The sequence below is a fragment of the Streptomyces sp. NPDC001858 genome, assembly GCF_053594615.1.
In genome coordinates, this window is the sequence record NZ_JBSFEV010000011.1 from 207,402 (window position 1) to 233,624 (window position 26,223).

23 protein-coding genes and 1 pseudogene are annotated in these 26,223 nt (G+C 72.6%); 16 read left to right on the forward strand and 8 right to left on the reverse strand.

Going from position 1 to position 26,223, the window contains the following annotated elements:
• Window positions 1-66: 66 nt before the first annotated feature.
• The 6 genes from ACWCPF_RS18910 to ACWCPF_RS18935 all read left to right on the forward strand — a co-directional run bounded on the left by ACWCPF_RS18910 (window position 67) and on the right by ACWCPF_RS18935 (window position 4,742).
• Window positions 67-621, forward strand: coding sequence for a DUF5134 domain-containing protein (locus tag ACWCPF_RS18910; RefSeq protein ID WP_451046164.1), 555 nt, complete (start codon window positions 67-69; stop codon window positions 619-621).
• A gap of 221 nt (window positions 622-842) precedes the next feature.
• Window positions 843-1,778: a M56 family metallopeptidase gene (locus ACWCPF_RS18915; protein WP_451046165.1), complete on the forward strand. Its 936-nt coding sequence runs from the start codon at window positions 843-845 to the stop codon at window positions 1,776-1,778.
• Between the two features lie 94 nt (window positions 1,779-1,872).
• Window positions 1,873-2,544: a phosphatase PAP2 family protein gene (locus ACWCPF_RS18920; RefSeq protein ID WP_451046166.1), complete on the forward strand. Its 672-nt coding sequence runs from the start codon at window positions 1,873-1,875 to the stop codon at window positions 2,542-2,544.
• Window positions 2,541-3,065 carry a hypothetical protein gene (locus ACWCPF_RS18925; RefSeq protein ID WP_451046167.1) on the forward strand — a complete coding sequence of 175 codons (525 nt, stop codon included), beginning with the start codon at window positions 2,541-2,543 and terminating at the stop codon, window positions 3,063-3,065. Before ACWCPF_RS18920 ends, ACWCPF_RS18925 begins: the two co-directional genes overlap by 4 nt.
• Window positions 3,066-3,111: 46 nt before the next feature.
• Entirely contained in the window at window positions 3,112-3,801 is a 690-nt protein-coding gene (locus tag ACWCPF_RS18930; RefSeq protein WP_451046238.1) for an HAD family hydrolase, read from the forward strand.
• 266 nt (window positions 3,802-4,067) lie between these two features.
• On the forward strand, window positions 4,068-4,742 hold the full coding sequence (locus ACWCPF_RS18935; RefSeq protein WP_451046168.1) for a TetR/AcrR family transcriptional regulator: 675 nt from the start codon (window positions 4,068-4,070) through the stop codon (window positions 4,740-4,742).
• Here ACWCPF_RS18935 and ACWCPF_RS18940 read toward each other — a convergent pair.
• The gene (locus ACWCPF_RS18940) at window positions 4,730-6,232 is read right to left on the reverse strand and encodes an LVIVD repeat-containing protein (protein ID WP_451046169.1); all 1,503 of its coding nucleotides are present in this window, start codon (window positions 6,230-6,232) and stop codon (window positions 4,730-4,732) included. The genes ACWCPF_RS18935 and ACWCPF_RS18940 overlap by 13 nt on opposite strands.
• Window positions 6,233-6,443: 211 nt before the next feature.
• Here ACWCPF_RS18940 and ACWCPF_RS18945 point away from each other — a divergent pair, with 211 nt between their 5' ends.
• Window positions 6,444-7,103 carry a DUF305 domain-containing protein gene (locus ACWCPF_RS18945; RefSeq protein WP_451046170.1) on the forward strand — a complete coding sequence of 220 codons (660 nt, stop codon included), beginning with the start codon at window positions 6,444-6,446 and terminating at the stop codon, window positions 7,101-7,103.
• Window positions 7,104-7,126: 23 nt separating this feature from the next.
• On the opposite strand, the pseudogene ACWCPF_RS18950 reads toward ACWCPF_RS18945, so the two are convergent.
• Window positions 7,127-7,357 (reverse strand): annotated as a pseudogene (locus ACWCPF_RS18950) (pentapeptide repeat-containing protein); the annotation flags it as partial.
• Window positions 7,264-7,782, reverse strand: coding sequence for a DUF6214 family protein (locus ACWCPF_RS18955; RefSeq protein ID WP_451046171.1), 519 nt, complete (start codon window positions 7,780-7,782; stop codon window positions 7,264-7,266). The gene ACWCPF_RS18955 and the pseudogene ACWCPF_RS18950, both read right to left, overlap by 94 nt.
• A 201-nt stretch (window positions 7,783-7,983) precedes the next feature.
• Here ACWCPF_RS18955 and ACWCPF_RS18960 point away from each other — a divergent pair, with 201 nt between their 5' ends.
• A complete protein-coding gene (locus ACWCPF_RS18960; protein ID WP_451046172.1) occupies window positions 7,984-9,342 on the forward strand; it encodes an FAD-dependent oxidoreductase in 1,359 nt (452 codons plus the stop codon).
• A gap of 166 nt (window positions 9,343-9,508) precedes the next feature.
• Window positions 9,509-10,846 carry a nucleobase:cation symporter-2 family protein gene (locus tag ACWCPF_RS18965; protein ID WP_451046173.1) on the forward strand — a complete coding sequence of 446 codons (1,338 nt, stop codon included), beginning with the start codon at window positions 9,509-9,511 and terminating at the stop codon, window positions 10,844-10,846.
• Between the two features lie 295 nt (window positions 10,847-11,141).
• Here the strand turns inward: ACWCPF_RS18965 and ACWCPF_RS18970 are convergent, their stop codons facing one another.
• A complete protein-coding gene (locus tag ACWCPF_RS18970) occupies window positions 11,142-12,461 on the reverse strand; it encodes an extracellular catalytic domain type 1 short-chain-length polyhydroxyalkanoate depolymerase (RefSeq protein ID WP_451046174.1) in 1,320 nt (439 codons plus the stop codon).
• A 414-nt stretch (window positions 12,462-12,875) separates the two neighbouring features.
• On the opposite strand from ACWCPF_RS18970, the gene ACWCPF_RS18975 reads away from it, so the two are divergent.
• A complete protein-coding gene (locus ACWCPF_RS18975; RefSeq protein ID WP_451046175.1) occupies window positions 12,876-13,853 on the forward strand; it encodes a pectate lyase family protein in 978 nt (325 codons plus the stop codon).
• A 31-nt stretch (window positions 13,854-13,884) separates the two neighbouring features.
• Window positions 13,885-14,688 carry a pectate lyase gene (locus ACWCPF_RS18980; RefSeq protein WP_451046176.1) on the forward strand — a complete coding sequence of 268 codons (804 nt, stop codon included), beginning with the start codon at window positions 13,885-13,887 and terminating at the stop codon, window positions 14,686-14,688.
• Between the two features lie 101 nt (window positions 14,689-14,789).
• Here ACWCPF_RS18980 and ACWCPF_RS18985 read toward each other — a convergent pair whose 3' ends face one another.
• On the reverse strand, window positions 14,790-15,542 hold the full coding sequence (locus ACWCPF_RS18985) for a PaaX family transcriptional regulator C-terminal domain-containing protein (protein WP_451046177.1): 753 nt from the start codon (window positions 15,540-15,542) through the stop codon (window positions 14,790-14,792).
• 74 nt (window positions 15,543-15,616) lie between these two features.
• Here ACWCPF_RS18985 and ACWCPF_RS18990 point away from each other — a divergent pair, with 74 nt between their 5' ends.
• A complete protein-coding gene (locus ACWCPF_RS18990) occupies window positions 15,617-17,344 on the forward strand; it encodes an acyl-CoA dehydrogenase family protein (protein WP_451046178.1) in 1,728 nt (575 codons plus the stop codon).
• Between the two features lie 196 nt (window positions 17,345-17,540).
• Here ACWCPF_RS18990 and ACWCPF_RS18995 read toward each other — a convergent pair whose 3' ends face one another.
• Window positions 17,541-18,122: an Rv1733c family protein gene (locus ACWCPF_RS18995; protein WP_451046179.1), complete on the reverse strand. Its 582-nt coding sequence runs from the start codon at window positions 18,120-18,122 to the stop codon at window positions 17,541-17,543.
• Between the two features lie 223 nt (window positions 18,123-18,345).
• On the opposite strand from ACWCPF_RS18995, the gene ACWCPF_RS19000 reads away from it, so the two are divergent.
• From ACWCPF_RS19000 to ACWCPF_RS19015, 4 genes are all read left to right on the forward strand, one after another.
• On the forward strand, window positions 18,346-19,497 hold the full coding sequence (locus ACWCPF_RS19000) for a WD40/YVTN/BNR-like repeat-containing protein (protein WP_451046180.1): 1,152 nt from the start codon (window positions 18,346-18,348) through the stop codon (window positions 19,495-19,497).
• 141 nt (window positions 19,498-19,638) lie between these two features.
• A complete protein-coding gene (locus tag ACWCPF_RS19005) occupies window positions 19,639-20,316 on the forward strand; it encodes a uracil-DNA glycosylase (RefSeq protein ID WP_451046181.1) in 678 nt (225 codons plus the stop codon).
• Window positions 20,313-21,320, forward strand: a complete 1,008-nt coding sequence (locus ACWCPF_RS19010; RefSeq protein WP_451046182.1) for an N-acetylglucosamine kinase — start codon at window positions 20,313-20,315, stop codon at window positions 21,318-21,320. Before ACWCPF_RS19005 ends, ACWCPF_RS19010 begins: the two co-directional genes overlap by 4 nt.
• A 208-nt stretch (window positions 21,321-21,528) precedes the next feature.
• Window positions 21,529-22,452: a sirohydrochlorin chelatase gene (locus tag ACWCPF_RS19015; protein WP_451046183.1), complete on the forward strand. Its 924-nt coding sequence runs from the start codon at window positions 21,529-21,531 to the stop codon at window positions 22,450-22,452.
• Between the two features lie 118 nt (window positions 22,453-22,570).
• On the opposite strand, the gene ACWCPF_RS19020 is transcribed toward ACWCPF_RS19015, so the two are convergent.
• Window positions 22,571-23,617, reverse strand: coding sequence for a lactonase family protein (locus ACWCPF_RS19020; protein ID WP_451046184.1), 1,047 nt, complete (start codon window positions 23,615-23,617; stop codon window positions 22,571-22,573).
• Window positions 23,618-23,759: 142 nt separating this feature from the next.
• Window positions 23,760-26,075, reverse strand: a complete 2,316-nt coding sequence (locus ACWCPF_RS19025; protein WP_451046239.1) for an FUSC family protein — start codon at window positions 26,073-26,075, stop codon at window positions 23,760-23,762.
• Window positions 26,076-26,223: the final 148 nt, after the last annotated feature.

Sequence of the window (26,223 nt, forward strand, 5' to 3'; positions counted from 1 at the left end):
GCCGCGAGCACTGGGCATCACATCCCTCGACCCGGCAAAATGGACGGCGTCGAGCGGGAGGTGCGCATGCACGGACCGGCTTCGCCCGGCTGGCTGCTCGTCGCGCTGTGTGCGGCGACCGGGGCCTACTGCCTGTTGCGGATGCGCAGCAGAGTCGAGGAGCAGCGCAGGGCCGCGGGCGGCGAGGCGCTGATGGGCTTCGGGATGGCCGCGATGGCCGTGCCGGCGGCTGCGTTCACCCCGCCGACCTGGGCCTGGTCTGCCTTCGCGACGGTCTTCGGCGCGGCCGCGCTGCGGGCTCTGTGGGCGGCCCGCACCAGCGCCCATCACCTGCACCACCTGGTGGGCACCGGAGCCATGGTCTACATGGCGGCCGTGATGGCCGCCACGCCCGCGCACGCGCACGACCATGCGCAGGGCGGCTCCGGAATCCCCCTGTTGACCGGCGTGCTGCTGCTGTACTTCACCGGGTACGTCCTGCTCTCCGGGGTCCGCTTGCTGCCGGTGACCGGGGCGGGCGGAGCCGCCGTCGCCGCGGCGTGGAGCGACCGGCCCGAAGTGGCGCGGGCGTGTCGGCTGTCGATGGGCATCGGCATGCTCGCCATGCTGCTCACGATGTGATCCGGCGCAGCCTCTGCGGCCCCTGCGGCCTCTGATACCGCTGCGGCCTGTGCAGCCTCTGCGACTTCTGTGACCTCTGCGACCTCTGCGGTCGCCAACTGCCGTGCGAGCGGCTTGAGTCCGCGCGCCTCGGCGGTGTCCCCGTCGCCGGGCGTGGTCTGCGTCACTTCGCTGTAACAAGCCGTACCCCTGAGCGCCACGCCGCTCATAGGGTGCTGACCATGATGGTCCCCGCGGTCCTGCTGCTGCTCGGTGCTCTGACCGCCGTACTCGCCCCCCGGCTGATCGCCCGGGCCGACTGGCCGGACCGTGAACCGGTGGTGGCCCTGTGGGCGTGGCAGTGCGTGGTGGCCGCGGTCCTGCTGTGCTGTGCGCTGTCGATGACGCTCAGCGCGGCGGCGGCCTGGCAGGCGGTGCGCGGGCATGTCTTCGCTCCGGCCCCGCAGGCGGTCGTCGAGGCGTATGCGCTGGGCGCGACGGGCCCCTGGGCGGCGGCGACCGCGGTGCTGCTCGCCTGCGGCGGGCTCTGGAGCGGGGCGATGCTGGTACGGGAGGTCCTGCGCAGCCGCGCCGGACACCGGTCCCGGCGCGCCGAACTCCGGTTGCGCGCGCCGCTGTTGCCGGGTGAGGAGTCCACGTCCGGTCGGCTGTTCGTGCTGGAGGGCGAGCGGGCGGACGCCTGGTGGCTGGCGGGCGCGGAGCCCCGGCTGGTGGTCACCACGGCCGCGTTGCAGCGTCTGAAGGGTCGTCAGCTCGATGCCGTGCTCGCGCACGAGCAGGGGCACGCGCAGGCGCGGCACGACTGGCTGCTGCACTGCTCGACCGCGCTGGCCACGGGGTTCCCGCAGGTGCCGGTGTTCGCCGCGTTCCGTGACGAGATGCACCGGCTGGTCGAACTCTCCGCCGACGACATGGCCTCCCGCCGCTTCGGCCGGCTGACGACCGCGCTGGCGCTGGTCGAACTCAACGAGGACCGGGGCGTGTTCGGCCCCTCCCCCGCGCCGCAGGCCCATGTCCCGCAGCGCGTGCACCGGTTGCTGACCCCGCCCGGCCGCCTCACCGCGGCCCGCAGGCTCCGGCTGACGGCCGCGGCCTCGCTGGTCCCGGTGATCCCGGTGCTGGTGACGCTCGTGCCCGCGCTTCGCGCACTGGGCTGAGCACCCCCCGGTCTGGCCGGAACCGGCCGTTCCGGGGCGGTCTCCGGGCCACCCGGGTTCGCTTCTCGCCCCACTGGTCGGCGAGGATCACTACATGCACACCCTGCACGTCGACTCCCCACCCCGTCCGACGGCTCTGCGCACGGCCGGCCGTACCGCCCTGGTCCTGGGACTGTGCTCCGTCGTGCTGCTCGTCCTGGTCGCGGCCGCCTGGCAGCCCCTGATCTCCTTCGACGACGACGTCTCCCGCACCACCCATCGATGGGCCGTCGCCGAATCCGAGATCACCCAGGTCTGCCGCATCCTCACGGACTGGGTCTGGGACCCCGTGACCATGCGGCTGCTGATCGGAGTGATGGCCGTGTGGCTGGTGTGGCGACATGCTGCCTGGTGGACGGCCGGGTGGCTGGTCGTGACCTCGGCGGTCGGCACGCTGATCCAGCAGGGCCTGAAGGCCTGGGTCGGCCGCGCCCGTCCGGACTGGCCCGACCCCGTCGACTCGGCGCACTACGCGGCGTATCCGTCCGGGCACGCCCTGACCGCCACCGTGGTGTTCGGCCTCCTGTTGTGGCTGCTGCACCGGCACGGCGTCGACCGCGCCGTGTGGCGGACGGCGCTGGCGGTGGCCGTGGTCTCCGTGGCGGGCGTGGGGCTGACCCGGATCTGGCTGGGCGTGCACTGGCCCACCGACGTGCTGGGCGGCTGGCTGCTGGGCGCGCTGCTGGTGACGCTGGCGATCGCCGCGCGGCTGCGCTGGCGGCCGTGACCGTGCCGCGGCGCAGGTACGGCTACGTCGGACCGGAGGACGTGCGCCGGGCGGTCGGCCATGGCACCGGCGGCCGACCGATCCGCCGCGCCGCCGACCTGGACGCCGCCGCGACGGCGGCGGACGCCGAGCCGTTCACGTACGTCGTCGGCCTCGACGGCCTGCTGCGGCTCGCCCCCCGGCGCAGCGAGCATGTCGCATGCGCCGGCGGCGACGACGTCCTCGGCGCGGGTGAGATCTCGTTCCGCCACGACCCCCACGAAGGGGTGCGCGTGCACGAGGTCAGCAACCAGTCCACCGGCTACTGCCCCGACCCGGACTCCTGGCCGGCCGTCGCCACCGCCCTGGACCGGGCCGGCATCGGCCGCCCTGACGGGTTCACGCACGCGTTGGTGTTCCGCCGCTGCGAGCGGTGCGAGGAGAACAACGTGGTCCGCGAAGGGGTCTTCGTCTGCGTGTTCTGCGACGGCGATCTTCCGCTCCTGTGGAACGTGACCCCACGCGATCCGCACCGTTCATAGGGTCATCCCCATGACGACGTCCATGACGAGCCGTAGGCCGAGCGCCATGACGACCGCGCTGTTCGACTTCTCCGGGACTCTCTTCCGTGTCGAGTCCACCCAGTCCTGGCTGCGGGCCGCCCTGGACGCGGCGGGTGTCGCGCTGTCCGAGTCGGAGGTGGTCGTGACGGCCCGGGCGCTGGAGACGGCCGGTGCGCTGCCCGGTGGGGCGCCTCCCGACCGGGTGCCCGACGAGGTGGCCGAGGCGTGGCGGGTGCGGGATCGGAGCGCGGAACTGCACCGGGCCGCGTACACCGGTCTGGCCCGTCAGGTGCCGCTGCCGGATCCGGCGCTGTACGACGCCCTGTACGACCGGCACCGGACACCGGCCGCCTGGTCCCCGTACGCCGACGCCGTGGATGTGCTGAGCGCGCTGGGCGAGCGTGGTTTCCGGGTCGGCGTGGTCAGCAACATCGGCTGGGATCTACGACCGGTGTTCCGGGAGCACGGTCTCGACCGGTTCGTCGAGACGTATGTGCTGTCGTACGAGCACGGAGTGCAGAAGCCGGACCCGCGGCTGTTCACGATCGCGTGCGAGGCACTGGGGGCCGATCCCCGCAGCACGCTGATGGTGGGCGACGACCGGCGCGCGGACGGCGGGGCGGCGGCGCTCGGCTGCGCGGTGCACTTCGTGGACCATCTGCCGACGGCCGAACGCCCGGACGGACTCCGCCCGGTACTGGCCCTGATGGGCTGACGGGCTGACGGGCTGACGGGCTGATCGGCTCATGAGTTGATGGGCTGATCTGCTGATTCGGTCGGGCCTCGGCTCGGCCCCGGGCTCCCGGCCCTCGATCCCCCATCGACAGTAGCCTCAGGCCACCATCGAGGAGACGCGCGCCCACTCTGGACGATCCCCCGCGTCGCCCAGAGCAGGCGGCAGCCCGGTCATGTTTCGTACGGAACCGACCGGGACACCCTGAGTATAGTTGGCTGATAGCCAGTCAACGCAGGAGTTACAGGATGTGCCCTCGCAGCGCCTCGGTCAATGAAGAATTGCGTCGGCGTTCCCGGGAGCGGCTGCTGCAGGCGGCCGTGGAGCTGGTGAGCGAGCGCGGCTACGAGGCGACGACGCTCGGTGACATCGCGGACCGGGCCGGCTCGGCCCGCGGTCTGGTCTCGTACTACTTCCCCGGCAAGCGCCAGCTGGTGCAGTCGGCCGTGCACCGGCTGATGCACCGCACGCTGGAGGAGGCGCTGGAGCGCGAGCCGCACACCGAGGACGGCCGGGAGCGGATGGCGCGGGCCATCGACGCGATCTTGGGGCTGACCCGGGATCGCACGGTGCTGATGCGCCAGCACATGGCGGGGCTGCTGCAGGCCGAGGGCTTCCTGCAGTGTGCGGAGCAGCAGCGGCTGGCCGAGCTGCTGCGGGACACCGCGGTCCGGCACGGCTCGCAGGACGTCGACCACGACTACCCGATGCTGCGCTCCCAGCTGATGGGAGCCGTCTACGCGATGGTGCTGCCCAACGTGCCGCTGCCGCTCACGACACTGCGCGCCGAGCTGTTCGCCCGCTACCGGCTCGACTGGGACCAGGGGGTCCCGCCGGACGCCGAGGCGCCCGGCGGGAGATGTGACGCCGATCTGTCGCGTTTCTTCGCGACGGACCCGCCGACCGGGAATCAGTCGAAGTAGTCCGGCTGGGTCTGGACGTTGAGCTCGTTCAGGTGGACCCGCTTCGCCGGATCCGTGCGCCGGTCGCTGAGCTTCAGCACGTCGAAGCCCTTGGCGATGTCGTTGGAGTAGATGTAGCCGTTGTAGTAGTACGCCGACCACGAGCCGCCGACCACGAGGCTCGTGGTGCTCAGCGGGCCGCGCTCGAAGTAGGCGATCTCCTTGGGCTTCGACGAGTCGGTGAAGTCCCAGACGGAGACGCCGCCCTGGTACCACGCCTGGACCATGAGGTCCTTGCCCTTGACCGGGATCAGCGAGCCGTTGTGGGCGACGCAGTTCTCGGTGTCCGCCTGGTGGCGGGGGATCTTGTAGTAGCTGCGGAAGACGAGCTTGCGCTGGTCGCCCTTGCCGACGATGTCGTAGATGCCGTCCGCGCCGCGGTTCGGGCCGATCGCCGCACTGCAGGTGGCCGCGACACCGCCGCCCAGCTCGTCGGTGAAGACGACCTTGTTCGCCTTCAGGTTGAAGGTCGCCGAGTGCCAGAACGCGAAGTTCACGTTGTCCTGGACCTGGTCGATGACCTTCGGGTGCTCCGGGTCCTTGATGGAGAAGAGGATGCCGTCGCCCATGCAGGCGCCGGCCGCGAGGTCCTTCTCCGGCAGCACCGTGATGTCGTGGCAGCCGGTCGTCTTGGACACGCCGGGGTTCGTCGGGCTGCCCGGGTTGCCGCCGCCGTCCGCGCCCTCGCCGGGGAACAGGACGGGGAAGCCCACGACCGCCGCCTTCTCGGGGGCGTTGCGCGGCACCTTGATGACCGAGATGCCGTCGTGCGGGGGCTGGCAGTCGGGGTAGGCGGCGTTGGGCGAGTACGACGAGACGTAGACGTAGACGTTCTTGCGCTCGGGCACCAGGGTGTGGGTGTGCGAGCCGCAGGCGGTCTCGACGGCGGCGACGTACTTCGGGTTCTTCTTGTCGCTGATGTCGAAGACCTTCATGCCCTCCCAGGAGGACTTCTCGGTCACCGGCTGCGTGGTGCTGTTGCAACTGCTGTCGCTGCGCGAGGAGTCGGTCGACAGGAAGAGCAGGTTGCCCGAGACCGAGATGTCGTTCTGCGAGCCGGGGCAGAGCACCTGGGACACGGTCTTCGGCGACTTCGGGTTGCTGATGTCGAAGATGCGGAAGCCGTCGTAGTTGCCCGAGAAGGCGTACTTGCCCTGGAAGGCCAGGTCCGAGTTGGTGCCGGGCAGCACGTCCTTCGGGATGTTCGTCAAGTGCTGGATGTTGGCGGAGTGGACGATCTCGTCCTGCCCGGGTATCTCACCCGCGGCGATCGCCGCGGACGCCTCGGACCGGGCTCCTTGGGAGACCTCTTGCTCCACGGCCGGCCCGTCCCCCGGGTCGGGGGTCGCGGCTGCCGGGACCCCGCTCAGCAGCGCGGCCAGGAGCCCGGCACACGCGGCGGCGACTCCCAGCCGTCTGCGGCGCGTTCGGGGATCGTTCAACAGGGTCACTGCGTCCTCCCTAGTTGCCGTTCCCACGGGAACGGTTCACGGTGCTGCGAAGTATCGTCTTCATCATGCACATATCAAAGGTCGGCAACGCACTCGTAATGAATCTTTCCGTTCGGTAGCGCGTTCAGTGGTGCAAGATCCAGACAGTGCACGGATCCAGCCGAGGACGACACCCGTCCCATCCTCAACTCGCCCCTCTCAGGAGGTTGTTGTGCTCGTCCGCCGCGTGCCCCTCGTCTCGGCCTCGCTGCTGCTCGCACTCGCGCTCGCGGGCTGCGACTCCGGGTCGGACACCGGCTCGGGTGCGGCGAAGGGCCCTTCGGCGAGCGGCCCGTCGGTGATCGCGCCGGGCAAGCCGGGCGAGGCGAACCGGACCCTGTCCGCACAGGACGCGGCCGAACAGCGCGCCGACGACGACACGCCCAACTCGGCCGACGTGTCGTACGCGCAGCTGATGATCGAGCATCACGCCCAGGCCCTGGAGATGACCGAACTCGTCCCGGACCGCGCCGAGTCGGGGGACGTCGAGCGGCTCGCCCTGCGCATCTCCGCGGCACAGAAACCGGAGATCGAGGCCATGAAGGGCTGGCTCACGGCGCACGGCAAGAAGACGACGAGCGAGGAACACGACCACGAGCACGCGTCGATGCCGGGGATGGCGACCGAGGCGCAGCTGACCAAGTTGCGCGCGGCGCACGGCAAGGCGTTCGACGCGCTCTTCCTCACCCTGATGATCACCCATCACGAGGGCGCCCTCACCATGGCGACGGACGTCAAGGCACAGGGCAACAACGTGCAGGTCGAGGAGATGGCGGACGACGTGATCGCGCAGCAGACGAGCGAGATCACCCGGATGCGCGGGATGCTGTAGCGGCCGCGGCCGGCACCGGCCAGATCAGCACCGGCCAGATCAGCACCGGCCAGATCAGCACCGGCCAAGTCAGCACCGGCCAAGTCAGCACCGGCCAAGTCAGCACCGGCCAAGTCAGCACCGGCCAAGTCAGCACCGGCCAAGTCAGCACCGGCCCGGTTCAGCGCCGCGCGTGACGTGGTGTCAGATACCCGGCGTCCCGGGCCTGCGCGATCAGGCGCAGCGATCTGCGCCGGCTGCGCCCCGTCGCGCACATGACCGCGAGCACGGGGTCGACGCCGTCCTCCTGGGCCGCGCGGTACTCCTGCGCGACCAGCCACCGTCCCTCGATGCCGCGCGGCCAGGCCCGGCGGGCCCGCCGGGCGCCGAACGAGTCGTCGGCGTGCCCGGTGACCTCCGTGTCCGCCGCGCCCGCCCGGCCCACCACATCCTCCGGCTCGGCCTCCGGGCCGGACCGGTCGCACCTCTCGAACAGCGGGCCCTCGATCCAGTCGGCGAGGACCGTCAGGTCGACGAGGGACAGGGCCGGCTGGGCCCGGACGTCCTCGATGGAGACCCGGCCCCCGGAGACGACGGCCAGCAGTTCGACGCACGCCCCGTCGGCGAAGGCCAGCCGGACATGGAACCAGGACGTGGCGCCCGCACCCTCCTGGACCTCCCACGCGGGCCACACGGACACCGTGCCGTCCTCGGCGGAACGATCAGAAAGATTAAGGAACGATGCTTCTAGCACACACGCAACGTAACCGCATGATCACTTTCCATACGAACGGACACGCGTACGGCGCGACCGCGCAGCACCCTGTCAGCGGAGCGGCAGCGGTGCGATGCTGGAGGCACCAGCGATCTCCTCCGGCCCGCCGGGGTAAGGAGTTCCGCCGTGCTACGTGTCGCCGTCGTCGGCTCGGGGCCGAGTGGGGTCTACACCGCCCAGAGCCTGGTCCAGCAGGACCCCGAGGTACTCGTCGACGTCCTGGACCGGCTGCCGTGCCCGTACGGGCTCGTGCGGTACGGCGTCGCCCCGGACCACGAGAAGATCAAGTCGCTGCAGCAGAACCTGCGCGCGGTGCTGGAGCACGAGCGGGTCCGCTTCCTCGGCGGGATCCGGGTCGGCGCGGACGGGGTGCCCGTGGCGCGGCTGCGCGAGCTGTACCACGCGGTCGTGTACTGCGTGGGCGCGGCGACGGACCGGCACCTCGGCATCCCCGGCGAGGAGCTGCCCGGCAGCTGGTCGGCGACCGAGTTCGTGTCCTGGTACAGCGCCCATCCGGACGCCGCAGAGGACGGCTTTCTGCCCGACGCCCGTTCGGCCGTGGTGGTGGGTGTGGGAAATGTCGCGGTGGACGTCACCCGAATGCTGGCCCGGGGGCCGGCCGAGCTCAGTCCCACCGACATGCCGCAGGGGGCGCTGACCGCGCTCGCGGCGAGTGCGGTGACCGAGATCCACATGGTCGGACGGCGTGGCCCGTCCCAGGCCCGGTTCACCACCAAGGAGCTGCGCGAGCTGGGCGGCCTGCCGGACACCGAGGTGATCGTGGACGAGGCGGAGCTGGCGCTGGACCCGGCGTACGGGGACCCGGCCGGGCTGCCGGCGGCGCAGCGCCGCAACGTGGAGGTGCTGCGCGGCTGGGCGGCGACGCCGTCCCGCGGCGCCCGGCGACGGATCCGGCTCCGGTTCTTCCTGCGGCCGGTCGAACTGCTCGCCGACGCAGACGGGCACGGAGACCGGGTGGGCGCGGTGCGCTTCGAGCGGACGGCGCCGGACGGGCACGGCGGGGTGACGGGCACCGGGCGGTACGAAGACCTGGAGGCCCAGTTGGTGCTGCGCTCGGTGGGTTATCGGGGGCTGCCGCTGGAGGGGCTGCCGTTCGCGCCGGAGCAGGGCACGGTGCCGCATCTCGCCGGGCGGGTGCTGCGCGAGGGCGTGGTCGCGCCGGGCGAGTACGTGGCGGGCTGGATCAAACGGGGCCCGACCGGCGTCATCGGCACCAACCGGCCGTGCGCGAAGGAGACGGCGACGTCCCTGCTGGAGGACGCCCCCGTCCTGCTGCGGCGCGAGCTGCCGGGTGATCCGCTGGAGTTGCTGCGGGCCGCCGGGGCGGAACCCGTCGTCGACTGGGCGGGTTGGCTCGCGATCGAGCGGGCCGAGGCGGAGCTGGGGGCCTCGCTCGGGCGGGGTGTGGTGAAGCTGCCGGACTGGGCGTCGCTGCGGGCCGCGGCGGCGCGCGCGACCGGGTGAAGGTGACACACCTCGGCAACAGCAGCGAAATCAACAAACTGTTCAAGTGCCCTACGGTCTCGTGCTGTCCGCATGCTTCCAGTCCCGTCGCCGGCCCTGTCGCCGGCCCTGCTGCCAGCCCTGTCGCCAGCCCTGTTTCCGGTCCCCCCACCGCTCTGGAGTGCCCATGGCCCCGACCGCCACGACCGCGCCCGTCCATCCCGTCGACGAGGTGCCGCCCGTACGGCAGTTGGCGGCCTTCGGCCTGCAGCACGTGCTCGCGATGTACGCGGGAGCGGTGGCGGTGCCGCTGATCGTGGGCGGTGCGATGAAGTTGTCGCCCGCCGATCTGGCGTATCTGATCACCGCCGATCTGCTGGTGTGCGGTATCGCCACGCTCATCCAGTGCGTGGGCTTCTGGCGGTTCGGCGTGCGGCTGCCGATCATGCAGGGCTGTACGTTCGCGGCGGTGTCGCCGATGGTGCTCATCGGGACGACCGGCGGCGGACTGCCCGCGATCTACGGGTCGGTGATCGTGGCGGGGCTCGCGATCGCGCTGCTGGCGCCCGTGTTCGGCAGGCTGCTGCGCTTCTTCCCGCCGCTGGTCACGGGCACGGTGATCCTGATCATCGGTGTCTCGCTGCTGCCGGTCGCGGGCAACTGGGTGGCGGGCGGGGCCGGTTCGGAGGACTTCGGGGCGCCGAGGAACATCGGGCTGGCCGCGTTCGTCCTCGCGGTGGTGCTGGGCGTGCAGCGGTTCGCGCCGGCCTTCCTGAGCCGGATCGCGGTGCTGATCGGCATCGCGGTGGGGCTCGCGGTCGCGGTGCCGTTCGGGTTCACGGACTTCGACGGGGTCGGGGACGCCGACTGGGTCGGGATCAGCACGCCGTTCCACTTCGGCGCGCCCGCCTTCGAGGCCTCGGCGATCATCTCGATGCTGGTCGTGGCGCTGGTGACGATGACCGAGACGACCGGTGACCTCATCGCGGTCGGTGAGATGACGGACCGCAAGGTCGACTCGCGCAGCCTCTCCGACGGTCTGCGCGCCGACGGCCTGTCGACCGTCCTCGGCGGTGTCTTCAACACCTTCCCGTACACGGCGTACGCGCAGAACGTAGGCCTGGTGGGCATGACCCGGGTGCGCAGCCGCTGGGTCGTCGCCACCGCGGGCGCGCTCCTCGTCCTGCTGGGTCTGCTGCCCAAGCTGGGGGCCGTGGTGGCGGCGGTTCCGGCGCCGGTGCTGGGCGGCGCGGGCCTGGTGATGTTCGGCACGGTGGCCGCGAGCGGGCTGCGCACGCTGGCCGAGGTCGACTTCAAGGGCAACCACAATCTGACGGTGGTGGCCGTGTCGGTGGCGATGGGCGTGCTGCCGGTCGGCGTCCCGACGCTCTACGCGAAGTTCCCCGACTGGTTCCAGACCGTGATGACCAGCGGCATCAGCGCGGGCTGCGTGACAGCGATCGCACTCAACCTCCTCTTCAACCACCTCCCGAACAGAAGCAGTTCCCCCGCGCCCGCCGCCTAATCAGGTCGGGCGAAGTCGCCTGCGATTCGGCAGCGCCCCGAAAGGGGCGCGAGGAACTGCGCGCCCAGCCACGACGACGCCGCAGCAAAACGACGACACATCGCGGCACCGCCTAAACAGGTCGGGCAAAGTCGGCAGCGCTTCGGCAGCGCCCCAAAGGGGCGCGAGGAACTGCGCGACCAACCACGACGGCGCCGCAGCGCAACGACGGCACATCGCGGCACCCCCAGCGGAGCGCTTACGCCTGCGGGGGGGGCGGCTCCGGCGCGCGCCGCCCTCGCACGCCCGTCGGGCCTCAACCCGCCGTACAGACCGTCCCGTTGAGTGTGAAGGCCCCGGGCGCGGCGCTGTTGCCCGTGTGGTTGGCCTGGTAGCCGATGGTGACGCTCGCGTTGGGGGCGATGGCGCCGTTGTAGGCCGCGTTGGTCGCCGTCACCGCTCCGGAGACCGGGGCGTACGTCGCTCCCCAGCCGTTGGTGATGATCTGGCCGGCGGGCAGGGTGAAGCCGAGCTGCCAGCCGCTGACCGCGGTGGCGCCGGTGTTGGTGAGGGTCACGGAGGCGGTCAGACCGGTGTTCCAGGCATTGGTCGTCGCGGTCACCCGGCAGCCGCCGGGCTGGGGTTGCGGGGCGGGCCCCGAGCTGTCCAGTCCGAAGAACGTGAGGACGCGGGCCGCCAGACCGGTCATGTCCACGTTGTGGCCGACGCCCGCCAGACTGACGGCCTCCACGGGGGCCTGGTCACCGGTGCCGCCGTAGCGGGTGCGGGTCCAGTTCGAGGCGGGCGCGTCGGTGGCGGACGGGGTCTGGCTCACGCCGTGCACATGGGTCCACTGTTTGATCTCCTCCCCGAAGTTGGGGTAGCGCAGCACGTCGTCCTCGGTGCCGTGCCACAGCTGCATGCGCGGCCGGGGCCCGCTGTAGCCGGGGTAGGCCGCGCGGACGAGGTCCCCCCACTCCTGCGGGGTGCGGATCACGGTGCCGCCGGAGCAGGCGCTGTTCCACTCGGAGCCGTCGATGGTGGCGAAGCAGCCGAACGGGACGCCGGCGAAAGCGGCGCCGGCGGCGAACACGTCGGGGTAGTCGCCGAGCAGGACGTTGGTCATCATCGCGCCGGAGGAAATGCCGGTGGCGTAGACGCGGCCGGTGTCGGCGGAGTACGTCGCGGTCACCCAGTCGACCATCGACCTGATGCCGACCGGGTCGCTGCCGCCCCCGCGTCTCAGCGCCTGCGGCGAGGAGACGTCGAAGCACTTGCTGCTGCGGGTGACGGACGGGTAGATCACGATGTACCCGTACCGGTCGGCCAGCGTGTCGTACTCGGTGCCGTTGTACATGTCGGGGCCCGAGCCGGTGCACCAGTGCACGGCGACCAGGACCGCCGGGTGCGCCGTCACATTGGACGGCACGTACACGTACATGCGCAGGTTGCTGGGGTTGGTCCCAAAGCCGGTGACCTCGGTGAGGGTGGCGGCGGGCACGGCCGCCGTGGCCTCGGTCCGCGCGACGGCGGCGGGTGCGGGTGCGGGTGCGGGTGCGATGAGCAGGGCGGCCGTGAGGAGAAGCAGCAGCGCGCCCCATAACGAGCGCGGTGTTCGCCCGGGTGAGTGGATCACGTGATGGCCCCCTTCTGTTAGCGGCTCGGGGTACGCCGATGCATGCGGAGCGGGACGACCGCGGCTCGGCAGTCGGCGTTCGGCTGGGTCGACAGGCCCAGTCGCCGAGGGAAGCATCCGCTTCGCATGGTGGCATGCACACGCCCGCCATGGAAGCGCTCCCACGGCAACTCCCGGGAAGCCCTTGCCGATCGGCCGAGGCTGACCGCACGGCCGAAAGCGTTCTGCGCGAAGCGTTGACTAGAAAGCGCTTGCCCCCTACGTTCCGTTCAGCAGTGTGACCGAGCCGCTCGCCCGATCCCCACAAAGGGCCGCACTGCACGTGCCGCATGTTCAACATCGAGAACATCAGTCACATATCTGAAGCACCTGCATCACGCGACATACTCCCCTCCCCCGAAGGGACGCACCCGCATGCGTATCGGCCCCCCACGCTCTCCCGCACAGCGATCCGCTCCGGTGGCGGCGGCCGCCGCTCTCGCCACGGCGGCGGTCCTCGCCCTCCCCCAGTCGGCGGGCGCCGCCGACAGCGCGCCGATCGGCTTCGGCGCCGGCACGACCGGCGGCGGCAGCGCGACCGCCGTCACCGTCTCGACGCTGGACGCCTTCAAGACGGCGGTGACCGGCAGCACGGCGAAGGTCGTGCGGGTCAACGGCCTGATCCCGCTGAGCGGTCAGGTCGACGTCGGGTCCAACACCACGGTCCTGGGCGTCGGTTCGGCCTCCGGATTCGCGGGTGGGGGCCTGCGCCTGAAGAAGGTGACGAACGTCGTCATCCGCAACCTGAACATCAGCAAGCCGCTCAAGCCCGCCGACGGCATCGAGGTCCAGGCCTCCACGAAGGTGTGGATCGACCACAACTCCTTCTCGGCCGACCGCGATCACGACAAGGACTACTACGACGGCCTGCTGGACATCAACCACGCCTCCGACCATATGACGGTGTCGTGGAACACCTTCAAGGACCACTACAAAGGCTCACTCGTCGGTCACAGCGACAACAACTCGACCGAGGACACAGGCCACTTGAGGGTGACGTACCACCACAACCTCTTCAGCAACGTCTACTCGCGCATCCCCAGCCTGCGCTTCGGCACCGGCCACTTCTACGACAACTACGTCGTCGGGGCCGAGACGGCCGTCCACTCGCGCATGGGCGCGCAGGTGCTCGTCGAGAACAACGTCTTCCGCTCGACACCGGTCGCCGTCACCACGAACCGCGACAGCGACGTGGACGGCTACGCCAACCTGACCGGCAACGACCTCGGCGGCGCCACGACCGAGGTGTCGCAGGTCGGAACCTTCACCAAGCCGCCGTACAGCTACACCGCCGAGCCCGCCTCCTCCGTCGTCGCCTCGGTGACGTCCGGTGCGGGCGCCGGAAAGCTCTGACCACCCCCAACGAGGAAGAAGGAACCGGGACATGACTTCTTCGGCACGTCCGCGCACCTTCCTGCGCGCGCTGACCGGCATACTGGCCGCCCTCGGCCTATCGATTGGCATGATCACGACAATGGGTGCGTCGCCCGCGAACGCCGCCACCTGGCCCACCGCGACCGGCAGCCAGGCCGTCTCCTCCACCATCTCCGTGTCCGGAACCAAGGACTACGGGTACATCCGTCTCTACGGCACCGGCGACCTGGGCAGCGGCGGCCAGGACGAGGACCAGGGGCCGATCCTGGAGCTGGCCGACGGCGCCGTCCTGAAGAACGTCATCATCGGCGCCCCGGCCGCGGACGGCGTCCACTGCAAGGGCAGCTGCACACTGCAGAACGTGTGGTGGGAGGACGTCGGCGAGGACGCCGCCACCTTCAAGGGCACCTCCTCGTCCAGCGTCTACACGGTCTACGGCGGGGGCGCGAAGGCCGCCAGCGACAAGGTGTTCCAGTTCAACGGCGCGGGCAAGCTGGTCGTCTCCAAGTTCGCCGTGCAGAACTTCGGCACCTTCGTCCGGTCCTGCGGCAACTGCTCGACGCAGTACAAGCGGACGATCATCCTGAACACCATCGAGGTCACCTACCCGGGCGGCCGGATCGCCGGTATCAACACCAACTACGGCGACTCCGTGGCGTTGCGCGTCATCACCGTGGTCGGCGACAGCAGCAAGAAGATCATCCCCTGCCAGAAGTACATCGGGAACAACACGGGCGCGGAGCCGACCACCAACGGCACCAGCGCCGACGGCACGTACTGCAACTACACGGCGGCCGACATCACCTACAAGTAGCCTCCCGCACACCGTCGCCCCCGCCGGTGAAGGCGGCCGTACGAAGCGTCCCCGCACGGCGCTTCGCACGGCCGCCCGCCCCGTCTTCGGGCCGGTCGCGGCTACCGCCCGGGTCCCAACGCCGTTTCGGTGAGCACCCGTTGGTGGTGGTCGTACGTGCCGCGCAGCGCCGGGCCCGGCCAGTCGGCGGGGAGCAGGGCGGTCGGCAGCACGGGGTCGGCGCGCAGATGCCGGACGACCGCCGCGAGGGCGGTCATGCGGTCGGCGGGCCGTTCCGTCCGATCGACGTGGGCGAGCAGGGCCCGGGCCGTCTCCGCCCACGCGTCGAGCGGCCACAGGCTCGCGGCCAGCTCCCGGGCGGGGGCCGCGGGGCGGGCGGTGAACCGCTGGAGGACGTCGTCCAGGTCCGGGGGCCAGGGCCGTCCCAGGTTGGCCGGCCGCAGCCAGACGCCCTCGCGGAGTTCGGCGAGCCGCAGGGCGCTCAACCGGGTGCGCAGTTCGGCGCGTTCGGCGGGGCCGCGGCCCGTCGCGGTGATCACGGCCGTCTCCCAGTCGCCGTCCCACGCGCGCGTGTCCGGGTGCAGGGAGTCGTCCTGTCGTCGCTGGCGCTCCAGCAGCCGGTCGCTGAGCCGGTAGACGCCGTCCGTCCGCCGCAGGTCGCCCGCCGTCACCATCCGGCTGAGCGCGGCGCGGACCGTCGAGCCCCCGACGCCGAACAGCTCCAGCCCGCGTACCAGGTCCTTCGCCGCGAGCTGGGGCGGGTGCGTGCCCAGCAACAGGCTCAGGACCACCGACCGCGCCGACAGCGGGGGCAGGTCGACCCCGCCGGGCTCCGCCGAGACGTTCATCCGCATAGGGACGTACCTTACGTGCGCCATCCGATGTTGCACTGTTGCTACAGCCGCAGCAAGAGTGCAACATGGATGGCATGGCCTACACACTCGCGCAGTCACAGACAAAGGCACAGACAAAGGCACAGGCAGAGGCACAACAGCCACAGACAGAGCCGTTGCGGGGACCGGCGTCGTACGTCACTCACGACGTCGTCAATCAGCCACCCCCGCTCGCTCCGTACGACGCCTCCGCGGACGCCGCCCTGCTGGAGGGGCTGCATCGGGAGGGCGCCGGGTGGGCGGAGCCGGACGTCCGCCGGATCGGGCTGCTGGCCGGCGGTGTCGAGGCGCAGGAGTGGGCCGACCTGGCCAACCGGCACGAGCCGGTGCTGCGCACGCACGACCGCTACGGGCACCGGGTCGACGAGGTCGACTTCCATCCGAGCTGGCACGAGCTGATGCGGGTCGCGGTCGCCGAGGGCCAGGCGGGGGCGCCCTGGGCGGACGACCTGCCCGGCGCCCATGTGGCCCGCACGGCGGGCGGTCTCGCGTGGGGGCACACGGAGGCCGGGCACGGCTGTCCCACGTCGATGACCTACGCGGCCGTCCCCGCGCTACGCCGTCAGCCGGAGCTCGCCGCGGTCTACGAGCCGCTGCTGACGAGCCGGGTGTACGAGCCCGGGCTGCGGACGCCGACGGAGAAGCGCGGGCTGCTCGCGGGCATGGGCATGACCGAGAAGCAGGGCGGTTCCGACGTCCGGACGAACACGACGACGGCCGCGCCCACCGCGGAGCCCGGTGTGTACACCCTGCGCGGGCACAAGTGGTTCACCTCGGCGCCCATGTGCGACGTCTTCCTGGTCCTGGCGCAGGCGCCGGGCGGGCTGTCCTGCTTCCTCGTGCCGCGCGTGCTGCCCGACGGCGCCCGCAACACGTTCCGCATCCAGCGGCTCAAGGACAAGCTGGGCAACCGCTCCAACGCGTCCTCCGAGCCCGAGTTCGACGGGACCGTGGCCTGGCTGGTCGGGCCCGAGGGACAGGGTGTGAAGACCATCATCGAGATGGTCAACTGCACCCGCCTGGACTGCGTGATGATGTCGGCGACGCTGATGCGCAAGACGCTCGTCGAGGCGGGCCATCACGTATGGCACCGCAGCGCGTTCGGCGCGCGGCTGCTGGACCAGCCGCTGATGCGCAACGTGCTGGCCGACCTGGCGCTGGAGTCGGAGGCCGCCACCACGCTCACGCTGCGGCTGGCCGGGGCGGCCGACCGGGCGGTGCGCGGGGACGCCGGCGAGCAGGCCTTCCGGCGGATCGCGACCGCTGTCGGCAAGTACTGGGTGACGAAGCGGGGTCCGGCTTTCACGGCGGAGGCCCTGGAGTGCCTGGGCGGCAACGGGTACGTGGAGGACTCCGGGATGCCCCGGCACTACCGCGAGGCGCCGCTGCTGTCGATCTGGGAGGGCTCGGGCAACGTCAACGCCCTCGACGTGCTGCGGGCGTTGAGCCGCGAGCCGGCCACCGCGGACGCCCTCTTCGGCGAACTCGCCCTGGCGCAGGGGGCGGACGCCCGCCTCGACGCGGCGGTCGTACGGCTGAAGGCCCGGCTGGGCGAGGCGACGCCGGCCGGGGCCCGCCGTCTGGTGGAGCAGATGGCTCTCACCCTCCAGGCCTCCCTCCTGGTCCGGCACGCCCCGCCGGCCGTCGCCGACGCCTTCTGCGCGACCCGGCTGGCCGGCGACTGGGGCCACGGCTTCGGCACCCTCCCGGACGGCGCCGGCCTCGGCACGATCCTGGAACGGAGCCTTCCCGCGATGAACTGACCCGCGGGCGCAGAGCTGGGGCACGGAAGCGCTCCGCTGGAAGTGCCGCGATGTGTCGTCGTTCTGCTGCGGCGCCGTCGTGGCTGGTCGCGCAGTTCCCCGCGCCCCTAAAGAGGCGCTGCCGAACCGCTGCCGACTTCGCCCGGCCCGCTCCCAGGCCCGGCGGGCGCGGCCCTCGGGCTACGACTCGGCCGGGTCAGCCCGTCGGGCGGCCCCAGAGGGCTGCGAAGCGGGCCCAGTCGGTGTCCCACTGGTCGACGCGTCGGCGCTCCAGGCGGCCCCGCAGGACCCGGCCGCCCGCGAGGGGCAGCGCGGCCGCGCCGACGCCTGCCAGGCCGCCGACGAGGGACGCGCGCAGTCTGGCCTGGGCCGCGGTGGCCGGTTGGGTCACCAGGCGGCCCTGCCGGTCCGTCCAGACCGTGACCGGGGTGCCGACGGCGCTGCCGGGGCCGACCCGGACCTGGCCGGTGTGCCCGGAGCCGTCCGGGCCGGTCCAGCCGACCTTGGCCCACACCCGATCGCCGCTGGAGGAACCGCTCGCCGAGGCCTTGCCCGGGGCCTGCTCGGTCAGTCGCCCCACCAGGGGCCGCCACTCGACGCGTTCGCGCGCGAGGCCGTTCTCGACGGACCCCGCGGTCGCCCACCCCGCCAGCACCCCGGCGAGAAGGGTCAGCGCCCACACGCCGAGCACCACCCAGGACTCCACCGTGTCGGCGCGACGCTTGAGCGGATTGCGTCGCCAGCGCCACAGCCACACCTTCGGACCACGGAACGCCATCGAAGGCTTCCTCCTCATGAACACCTGAACATCCCGGCTGCCCTCCCATACGCGGCGGGCGGGCCCGATGCTCAGCGAGCGCCTGGTCCGGACGGTCCCACGCACGTCCCAGGCGCCTCGGCGGCCGCGCGGACAGACCGGCGAAAGCGGGTGATCTACGGCGGTCGCAGCCCGCCGTGACCGCTGTGACCTGCGGCGACGGTGTTTCCAGAGGTGACTGTCAGTGGCGGGGTGCAGACTGGCCGGTGTCTGGGACGAAGACGTCGAAGACGCAGCGGAGGTGATCGGCATGACCGAGGTACTGCTCGCCGTGGGCACGCGCAAGGGCCTGTTCATCGGGCGTCGGCGAGGTGGCGCCTGGGAGTTCGACGAAAGCCCCTACTTCAACGCGCAGGCGATCTACTCGGTCGCCGTCGACACCCGCGGCGACCGCCCGCGGCTGCTGGCCGGCGGCGACAGCGCGCACTGGGGCCCATCGGTGTTCCACTCCGACGACCTCGGCCGGACGTGGACCGAACCGGCCAGACAGGCTGTCAGGTTCCCGCAGGACACGGAGGCCTCGCTGGAGCGGGTCTGGCAGCTGCACCCGTCGGCCGCCGAGCCGGACGTGGTGTACGCGGGCACGGAACCGGCCGCGCTGTACCGCTCGGAGGACCGGGGCGAGAGCTTCGAGCTGGTCCGCCCGCTGTGGGAGCATCCGACCCGCTCGCAGTGGGTGCCGGGCGGTGGCGGGGAGGGCCTGCACACGGTCCTCACCGACGAGCGTGACCCGAAGTCCGTGACCGTGGCCGTGTCGACCGCGGGCGTGTTCCGCACGACCGACGGCGGCGCGAGCTGGGAGCCCTCCAACTCCGGTGTCTCCGCGGTGTTCCTGCCGGATCCGAACCCGGAGTTCGGCCAGTGCGTGCACAAGGTCGCACGGGACGCGGCGAACCCGGACCGTCTCTACCTCCAGAACCACTGGGGCGTCTACCGGAGCGACGACGCGGGCGGGCGGTGGACGGACATCGGCGCGGGCCTGCCCTCCACGTTCGGCTTCGCCGTCGCCACGCACCCCCGCCGCGGGGACACGGCGTACGTGTTCCCGATCAACGCCGACGCGGACCGGGTCCCCGCCGAGCGCCGGTGCCGGGTCTTCCGTACGGCGGACGCGGGGCGCAGTTGGGAGCCGCTCACGGCCGGGCTGCCGCAGGAGGCCCACTACGGCACGGTCCTGCGGGACGCGCTCCGCACGGACGACGCGGATCCGGCCGGGGTGTACTTCGGCAACCGCAACGGCGAGGTGTTCGCCTCCGCCGACGACGGCGACAGCTGGCGGCAGTTGGCCGCGCATCTGCCGGACGTGCTGTGCGTCCGGGCCGCGGTGGTCGGATGAGGCCAACGGGATCGGCAGGTTGGGCAAGTTCGGCGGGATCGACGGGATCGGCGGGATCATGGACCGGGTCCGGGTGGGGGCGGGCGTCCGGCCTTGGCCACTGGTTGATCACCGCCGTGTGTACGGCAGTAGGGTGACGCCGTGGCACCACGACCCTTGAATGAGATCGTCGAACCGGGCTGGGCGAAGGCCCTCGAACCCGTCGCCGGAAAGATCGCCGAGATGGGCGACTTCCTGCGCGCGGAGATCGCCGCGGGACGCACCTACCTCCCTGCCGGACAGAACGTCCTACGGGCCTTCCAGCAGCCCTTCGACGACGTCCGCGTCCTGATCGTCGGACAGGATCCGTATCCGACGCCCGGGCACGCGGTGGGACTGTCGTTCTCGGTCGCCGCGGAGGTCCGGCCGCTGCCCGGCAGCCTGATCAACATCTACCGGGAGCTGAACACCGACCTGGGCCTGCCCCAGCCGTCCAACGGCGACCTGACGCCGTGGACGCAGCAGGGGGTGCTGCTGCTCAACAGGGCGCTCACCACCGCCCCGCGCAAGCCGGCCGCGCATCGCGGCAAGGGCTGGGAAGAGGTCACCGAACAGGCGATACGGGCGCTGGCGGCCCGCGGCAAGCCTCTGGTGTCCATCCTGTGGGGGCGCGACGCCCGCAATCTGCGTCCGCTGCTGGGGGAGCTGCCCGCGGTGGAGTCCGCGCACCCCTCCCCCATGTCGGCGGACCGCGGTTTCTTCGGCTCTCGGCCGTTCAACAGGGCCAACGACCTGCTGGTCCGGCAGGGAGGCCAACCGGTGGACTGGCGCCTGCCGTGACCAGCGGCTCCCGCGCCCGGTCCCGCCCCGCCCCGGATTCCCATCGCGGCATCCTGGCCGTGGATTCCGGCGGGTCCGGTCTGCGGGTCGCCCTGGGAACCGCCGGGCGGGGCGCACTCGCCCGGCGAGCGTCCGAGGTGCCGGTGGGCATGGGCGCGCGGGGCATCGACCCGGATGAGCTGATGACTCAACTGGTGCCGCTGGTACGGGCATTGAGGGAAGAGACCGGGGCGCCGCCGCCGACCACGGCCGTCGTGGGCGCGGCGGGGCTCGGCACGCTGGGCGAGGCCCTGCGCGCCGAGCTTCCCGGCGCGCTGGCCCGGGAGTTCGGCGTCCGGACGACCGCGCTCGCGGCCGACGCCGTCACCGCCTACGTCGGCGCGCTCGGGTCGCGGCCGGGCGCCGTGGTGGCGGCCGGCACCGGCCTGATCGCGATCGGCACCGACCTGACGGCATGGCAGCGGGCGGACGGCTGGGGCCACCTGCTGGGCGACTGCGGGAGCGGCGCGTGGATCGGACGGGCCGGACTGGAAGCCGCGCTGCGCGCCCACGACGGGCGTCCCGGCGGGTCGGCTGCTCTCCTGGCCTGCGCCGAACAACAGTTCGGGCCGATGGCCGGGCTGCCCGGTCAGCTCTACCCCCGCGCGGACCGTGCTGCCGCGCTCGCCGCGTTCGCGCCGCAGGTCGCGGCGTGCGCCCAGGACGACCCGGTCGCCGCCGGCATCCTGCGCGCGGCGGCCCGGCATCTCGCGGAGTCGGCCGCCGCGGTGTGTCCGCCCGGCGGAGCGTCCCGGATCGCCCTGACCGGGGGCCTGTTCCGGATCGGCGAGGCCCTGCTCGGCCCCGTGGCGGAGGAACTCGCGAGACGGTTGCCGCACGCCGTGCGGGTGCCGCCCGAGGGCGATCCGCTGGACGGCGCCGTGCGCATCGCCACCGCGCTGGCGACGGACACGCTCACGCTGCCGAGCGAGAACACGCTGCTGACGGTGGTGCGGAGGGCGTGACGCATCGTGATGCATCGCGCGTAGGGGCCGTACGTCATGGCCCAAATGGGGGATTGGCTCGGATTACCTCCTTCGAGGGCAAGTCGCCCGGAAAACACTCTGATCACTTCTGATCCGCACGTAACTCATCAGACAAAACCGGACGGATACCGCTCACGTGCACCCTCCCCGAACAGGGGAGCCCAAGAAGCCAGTAACATGCGTCGCCATGAGCTCCCCCACTGGGCCCGCGTCCGGCCTGCCAGTACGAATGCCGCGACCTCGCCAGCCCGGGCGGCACCGCCGACCCGAGCCTTTGGCGGCTCCCGAGGGCGCGCCCGCGCTCGTGCTCGCGGTGCCGGGCACGCCCAGCACGGCCACGCGCGGCCTCGCCGAGGAGATCGTGAGCATCGCCCGCTCCGAGCTTCCCGGCCTCGACGCGCGCATCGGATACCTCGACGGGGACGACAGCGAGTTCCCCACGCTCCAGGCCGTGCTCGCGTACGCCGCCGAAGAGCGCACCGCCCGCTTCGAGCAGGCCCGTGCCGCCGGTCTGGACGTCAAGGAGCCCGACGGCCCCGTGGCCGTCGTCGTGCCGCTGCTGGCCGGCCCCGACAGCGCGCTGCTGCGCCAGGTCCGCCAGGCCGTCATGGAGAGCCGGATCGCGGCCGAGCTGACCGATGTGCTCGGCCCGCACCCGCTGCTCGCCGAGGCGCTGCACGTGCGGCTGTCCGAGGCCGGGCTGGCCCGCGCGGACCGCGCCCGGCTGTTCACCGTGGCGACGGCCGCGGACGGCATCGTCCTGGCCTCCGTCGGCGGCGAGGAGGCCGTGCAGGCCGCCGGGATCACCGGCATGCTGCTCGCCGCGCGGCTCGCCGTGCCGGTGATGGCCGCGGCGCTCGACCAGGAGGGCTCCATCGCCTCCGTCGCCGAGCAGCTGCGCTCGTCGGGCTCGCAGCAGCTGGCGCTGGCGCCGTACCTGATCGGCCCGGAGATCGACGCCACGCTGGTCCAGGAGGCGGCCAAGGAGGTCGGCTGCGCGGCGGCCGAGGCACTCGGCCCGTACCCGGCCATCGGCAAGCTGGCGCTGGCCAAGTACACGACCGCCCTCGGCATCGCCCCGCCGCAGCCGCAGGGCGCGCCGGTGCGCTGAAGCCGGAAGCGTTCGTCGGAACGCCGTACCACGCGAGGGGCCCGCTCCATCAGGAGCGGGCCCCTCGCGTGCTCGGCCCTGCCGCCGCACCCGGCGGGCGGGGCTCAGGGCTCGGGGCTCAGCCGAGGACCACGCAGGACGCTGCCGGGACCGGGATCGAGCCGCCGCGGCGGGGCAGTCCGGTCGCCCGGTCCACGCTGAACCAGGTGACGTCGCCGGAGCGCTCGTTCGCGACGTAGAGGAAGTCGCCGGACCCGGAGACCGCGAGGGCGCGCGGCCAGTGCCCGGCGCAGGGCACGGTGCCGACCAGCCGCAGCGTCTCCCCGTCGTCCGCGACGGCGAACACGGACAGGACGTCCTCGCCGCGGGTGGCCGTCCAGGCGAACCGGCCGTCGGGCGAGACGACGAGGCCCGAGGGATAGGCGTCCCCGGCCGGTGCGCCGGGCAGCACGGCGGTCTCGGCCAGCGGCTTCAGCGAGCCGTCCGAGGCTTCCCAGCGGCACACGGTGACCGTCGGGGTGAGTTCGTTGACGACGTAGGCGTACCGGCCGCCCGGGTGGAACGCCAGATGGCGCGGCCCGGAGCCGGGGCGCAGCGCGTGCTCGCGGTGCAGGACGGGGCTGCCCTCGCGCAGGGCGCACACCCGCACGGAGTCCGTCCCCAGGTCCACGCTGACCGCCCAGCGCCCGCTCGGGTCGGGCTGCACCTGGTGGGCGTGCGGGGCCTGCTGGCGCCGGGTGTGCGGGCCGGAGCCGGTGTGCCGCAGGACGCCGGAGGCGACGCGGGCGAGGGTGCCGTCGGCGTGGACCGGGACGGCGCTGACGCTGCCGGAGCCGTAGTTGGCGGTGAGGACGTGTCCGTCGAACACGGCGAGGTGGGTGGGGCCGCTGCCGTCCACCGGCACGGGCGGTCCGGCCGGTTCGGGCACGTCGCCGGTGACCCGGTAGGCGGCCACCGCGCCGTCCGCCGTCTCGCTGACCGCGTAGAGCGTGTCCCCGGTGGCCGACAGGGCCAGATAGGAGGGGTCCGGTACGCCGTTCACGCTGCTCAACGGGGTCAGTGCGCCATTGGCCGGGTCCACGGCGGCGGCCACGATCCCGGGCCCTCCAGCCGCCGTGAACGAGCCGATGAACGCCCGCCGTCGCCTTCCGCCGAGGTCTGCCACCGCTGTCCCCTCCCGGGTCGCCGCTGTCGCTGCTGACGCTGTTGCTCGGGGTGACCGTAGCAGTCGATCACGAGCGGTCTAGACCAGGCACGCGATCCCGCCCGCCGCGACTCGCCACACCCAGGCAACCGGCCGACGCCACTCAGGCACCCATCGGAACCCGACCGGAACGGCGAAGCGGCCCGGCAAGTTCGAGGAGAGCCAGCTCCAGGGCGTGCAAGTGGGACAGGGCATGCGCGTGGGGAAGGACGTGCGGCTGGGGAAGAGCGTGCGCGTGGAGCTGGGCCAGACCGTGAGGGTGGGCTAGGACGTGCGGGTGGGCCGTGCTCGGCCCGGCCGAAGCACCGCGCAGCGGCTCGGCGGCGGTCTGCGCGGCGCGCCACCGTCCGTCAGCCGACCCGGCGACGGGCTGCGCCGAACGGAACCATCCCTCGGCCGGCCCGGCGGCGGCGGTCTGCGCCGGGCGAAACCGTCCGTCGACCGGCCCGGCGGCAGGCTGCGCGGGGCGGAACTGTCCGTCAGCCGACCCGGCGGCGGCGGTCTGCGCCAGGCGGAACCGTCCCTCGGCCGGCCGGGCGAAGGCGGGCGGCACGGGGCGGAACCCTCCGTCAACCGGCCCAGCGAAGGCGGTCTGCGCCGGACGGGACCCCTCATCGACCGGCCCGGCGCCGGTCTGCGCGGCGCGGAACCGTCCGTCAGCCAGCCCCGCAGCGGCGGTCTGCACGGCGCAGAACCCTCCGTCGACCGGCCCAGGAGCGGCGGTCTGCGCCGGACGGGACCCTCCGTCGACCGGCCCGGCGGCGGGCTGCGTGGCGCGGAACCGTCCGTCAGCCGGCCCAGCGGCAGCGGTCCGCGCCGGGCGGACCCGTCCCTCGGCCGGCCCCGCGGCGGCGGCCCGCGCCAGGCGGGACCGTCCCTCGGCCAGCCCCGCAGCGGCGGTCTGCGCCGGACAAAACCCTCCGTCGACCGGCCCGGCGGCGGGCTGCGTGGCGCGGAACCGTCCGTCAGCCAGCCCCGCGGCGGCGGTCTGCGCCAGGCGGAACCGTCCCTCGGCCGGCCCCGCGGCGGTGGCCCGCGTCGGGCGGGACCGTCCCTCGGCTGGGTCGGCCGTCAGTGCCTCGACTGTGGACTCGACGCGGCGGCAGGCGGTGGCGAGGCGGGTGTCGTGTGAGGCCTCGGGGTCCGCGGCAACGCCGGCCAGGGCGCGCACCTCGCGGGCGCAGTCGTCGAGCAGGGCGAGCACGTGCCGGGCCCGCGCCCCGCGCGCCCGCAGGGGGCTGAGCGGATGCACCAGCGGGGCCAGCGACAGCCGGACCCGGGCGAGGATCTGCTCCAGCTCGGCCACGCGCCGGGCCGGGTCCGCCGTCGGAGAGCCGGCGAGCCGGGCGCCGGCCTCGGCGGTGCAGGCGTGCACACAGCGCAGCGCCCGTTCCACCCAGGCGTCGGTGACGGAGTGCGTGGTCACCGGGAGCACCAGCAGCACCGCCAGCACCGCGCCCAGCGCCCCGACGGCCGTCTCGGTCACCCGCAGGGCGAGCAGGGCCGGATCGAGCAGACCGAGCAGTCCGTAGAGGGCGCTGGCCAGGACCGTGACGGCGAGCATCATCCAGGTGTAGGAGACGGCGGCGGAGTAGAAGATGCCGAAGACGCTGATCGCGACGATCACCGCGGTCGCCACCGGATCCCCGTGCAGGGGCACGGCCACCAGCAGGCCCAGGGCGATCCCGATGACGGTCCCGAGGAATCGCCGGAACCCCCGCACCAGCGTCTCACCGCGCGAGGTGGTGTTCACGAACACCCACCAGGTCGCGCCCACCGCCCAGTACCACCGCTGGTCCGACAGCGCCTGTCCGACGACGAGGGCGATCCCGGCCGCGACCGTCGCCTGCATCGCCTGCCGTGTCGTGATCCGCGCCAGGCCCGTGCCGCCGGTCGGCGGGACGACGGCCGGCGGCACGGGTGAGCGGCGCTCGTAGCACCACAGGCCGAAGCGCACCGCCGAAGCCGCCCCCAGCGACATCAGCACCGCCGCGTACAGCTCGGGCAGCTGGGCGGGGACGGTCTGCAGGAACTGGGCGGCGAAGAAGGTCATGAACGCGAACACGCCGAGCGAGTGCCCGCGCGGCCCCCAGCGCCGCACGTACGCCCCGGCCCCGACGACGGCGAGGAAGGCCAGGTCACGGGCGACGGGCGTGTCGTGCAGGACGGCCGCGAGAGCGAGCACCGGCAGTCCGACGACGGGGAGCAGCGCGGTCGTGACGGCCTGCCCCCGCACCGTCGGGTCGGTCACCGTGAACAGGGCGAGCAGCGCGGCCAGACCGCCGGTGACGGCGGCTGCCAGCGAATGCCCGGCCAGGCCGCACAGCGCGACGGCGAGCCCGATGCCGAGCACCGCCCGGGAGGCGAACCGCAGCCGCGCGCGCCCCGGATCCGGTGCGACGAACGCCCTCTTCAGCACACTGCCCCGCCCTTTCCCCATCTGATGCACGCTGTTGCACCCTGCCCTGACCCACGGCATGAGAAAGGCGCCGCGGGGTCCGCAGCGCCATCGACGGGGACATCTCAGCATCAGGAGGGCTGATGGTTCAACCGGTGGGAAATCCACT

Coding starts and splice junctions, on each gene's coding strand:
- ACWCPF_RS18990 (WP_451046178.1), top strand. CDS start 15,617: ATGGCCTACACACTCGCGCAGTCACAGACAAAGGCACAGACAAAGGCA.
- ACWCPF_RS18915 (WP_451046165.1), top strand. CDS start 843: ATGATGGTCCCCGCGGTCCTGCTGCTGCTCGGTGCTCTGACCGCCGTA.
- ACWCPF_RS18935 (WP_451046168.1), top strand. CDS start 4,068: ATGTGCCCTCGCAGCGCCTCGGTCAATGAAGAATTGCGTCGGCGTTCC.
- ACWCPF_RS18930 (WP_451046238.1), top strand. CDS start 3,112: ATGACGACCGCGCTGTTCGACTTCTCCGGGACTCTCTTCCGTGTCGAG.
- ACWCPF_RS18965 (WP_451046173.1), top strand. CDS start 9,509: ATGGCCCCGACCGCCACGACCGCGCCCGTCCATCCCGTCGACGAGGTG.
- ACWCPF_RS18920 (WP_451046166.1), top strand. CDS start 1,873: ATGCACACCCTGCACGTCGACTCCCCACCCCGTCCGACGGCTCTGCGC.
- ACWCPF_RS18910 (WP_451046164.1), top strand. CDS start 67: ATGCACGGACCGGCTTCGCCCGGCTGGCTGCTCGTCGCGCTGTGTGCG.
- ACWCPF_RS18980 (WP_451046176.1), top strand. CDS start 13,885: ATGACTTCTTCGGCACGTCCGCGCACCTTCCTGCGCGCGCTGACCGGC.
- ACWCPF_RS19015 (WP_451046183.1), top strand. CDS start 21,529: ATGAGCTCCCCCACTGGGCCCGCGTCCGGCCTGCCAGTACGAATGCCG.
- ACWCPF_RS18985 (WP_451046177.1), bottom strand. CDS start 15,542: ATGCGGATGAACGTCTCGGCGGAGCCCGGCGGGGTCGACCTGCCCCCG.
- ACWCPF_RS18975 (WP_451046175.1), top strand. CDS start 12,876: ATGCGTATCGGCCCCCCACGCTCTCCCGCACAGCGATCCGCTCCGGTG.
- ACWCPF_RS18995 (WP_451046179.1), bottom strand. CDS start 18,122: ATGGCGTTCCGTGGTCCGAAGGTGTGGCTGTGGCGCTGGCGACGCAAT.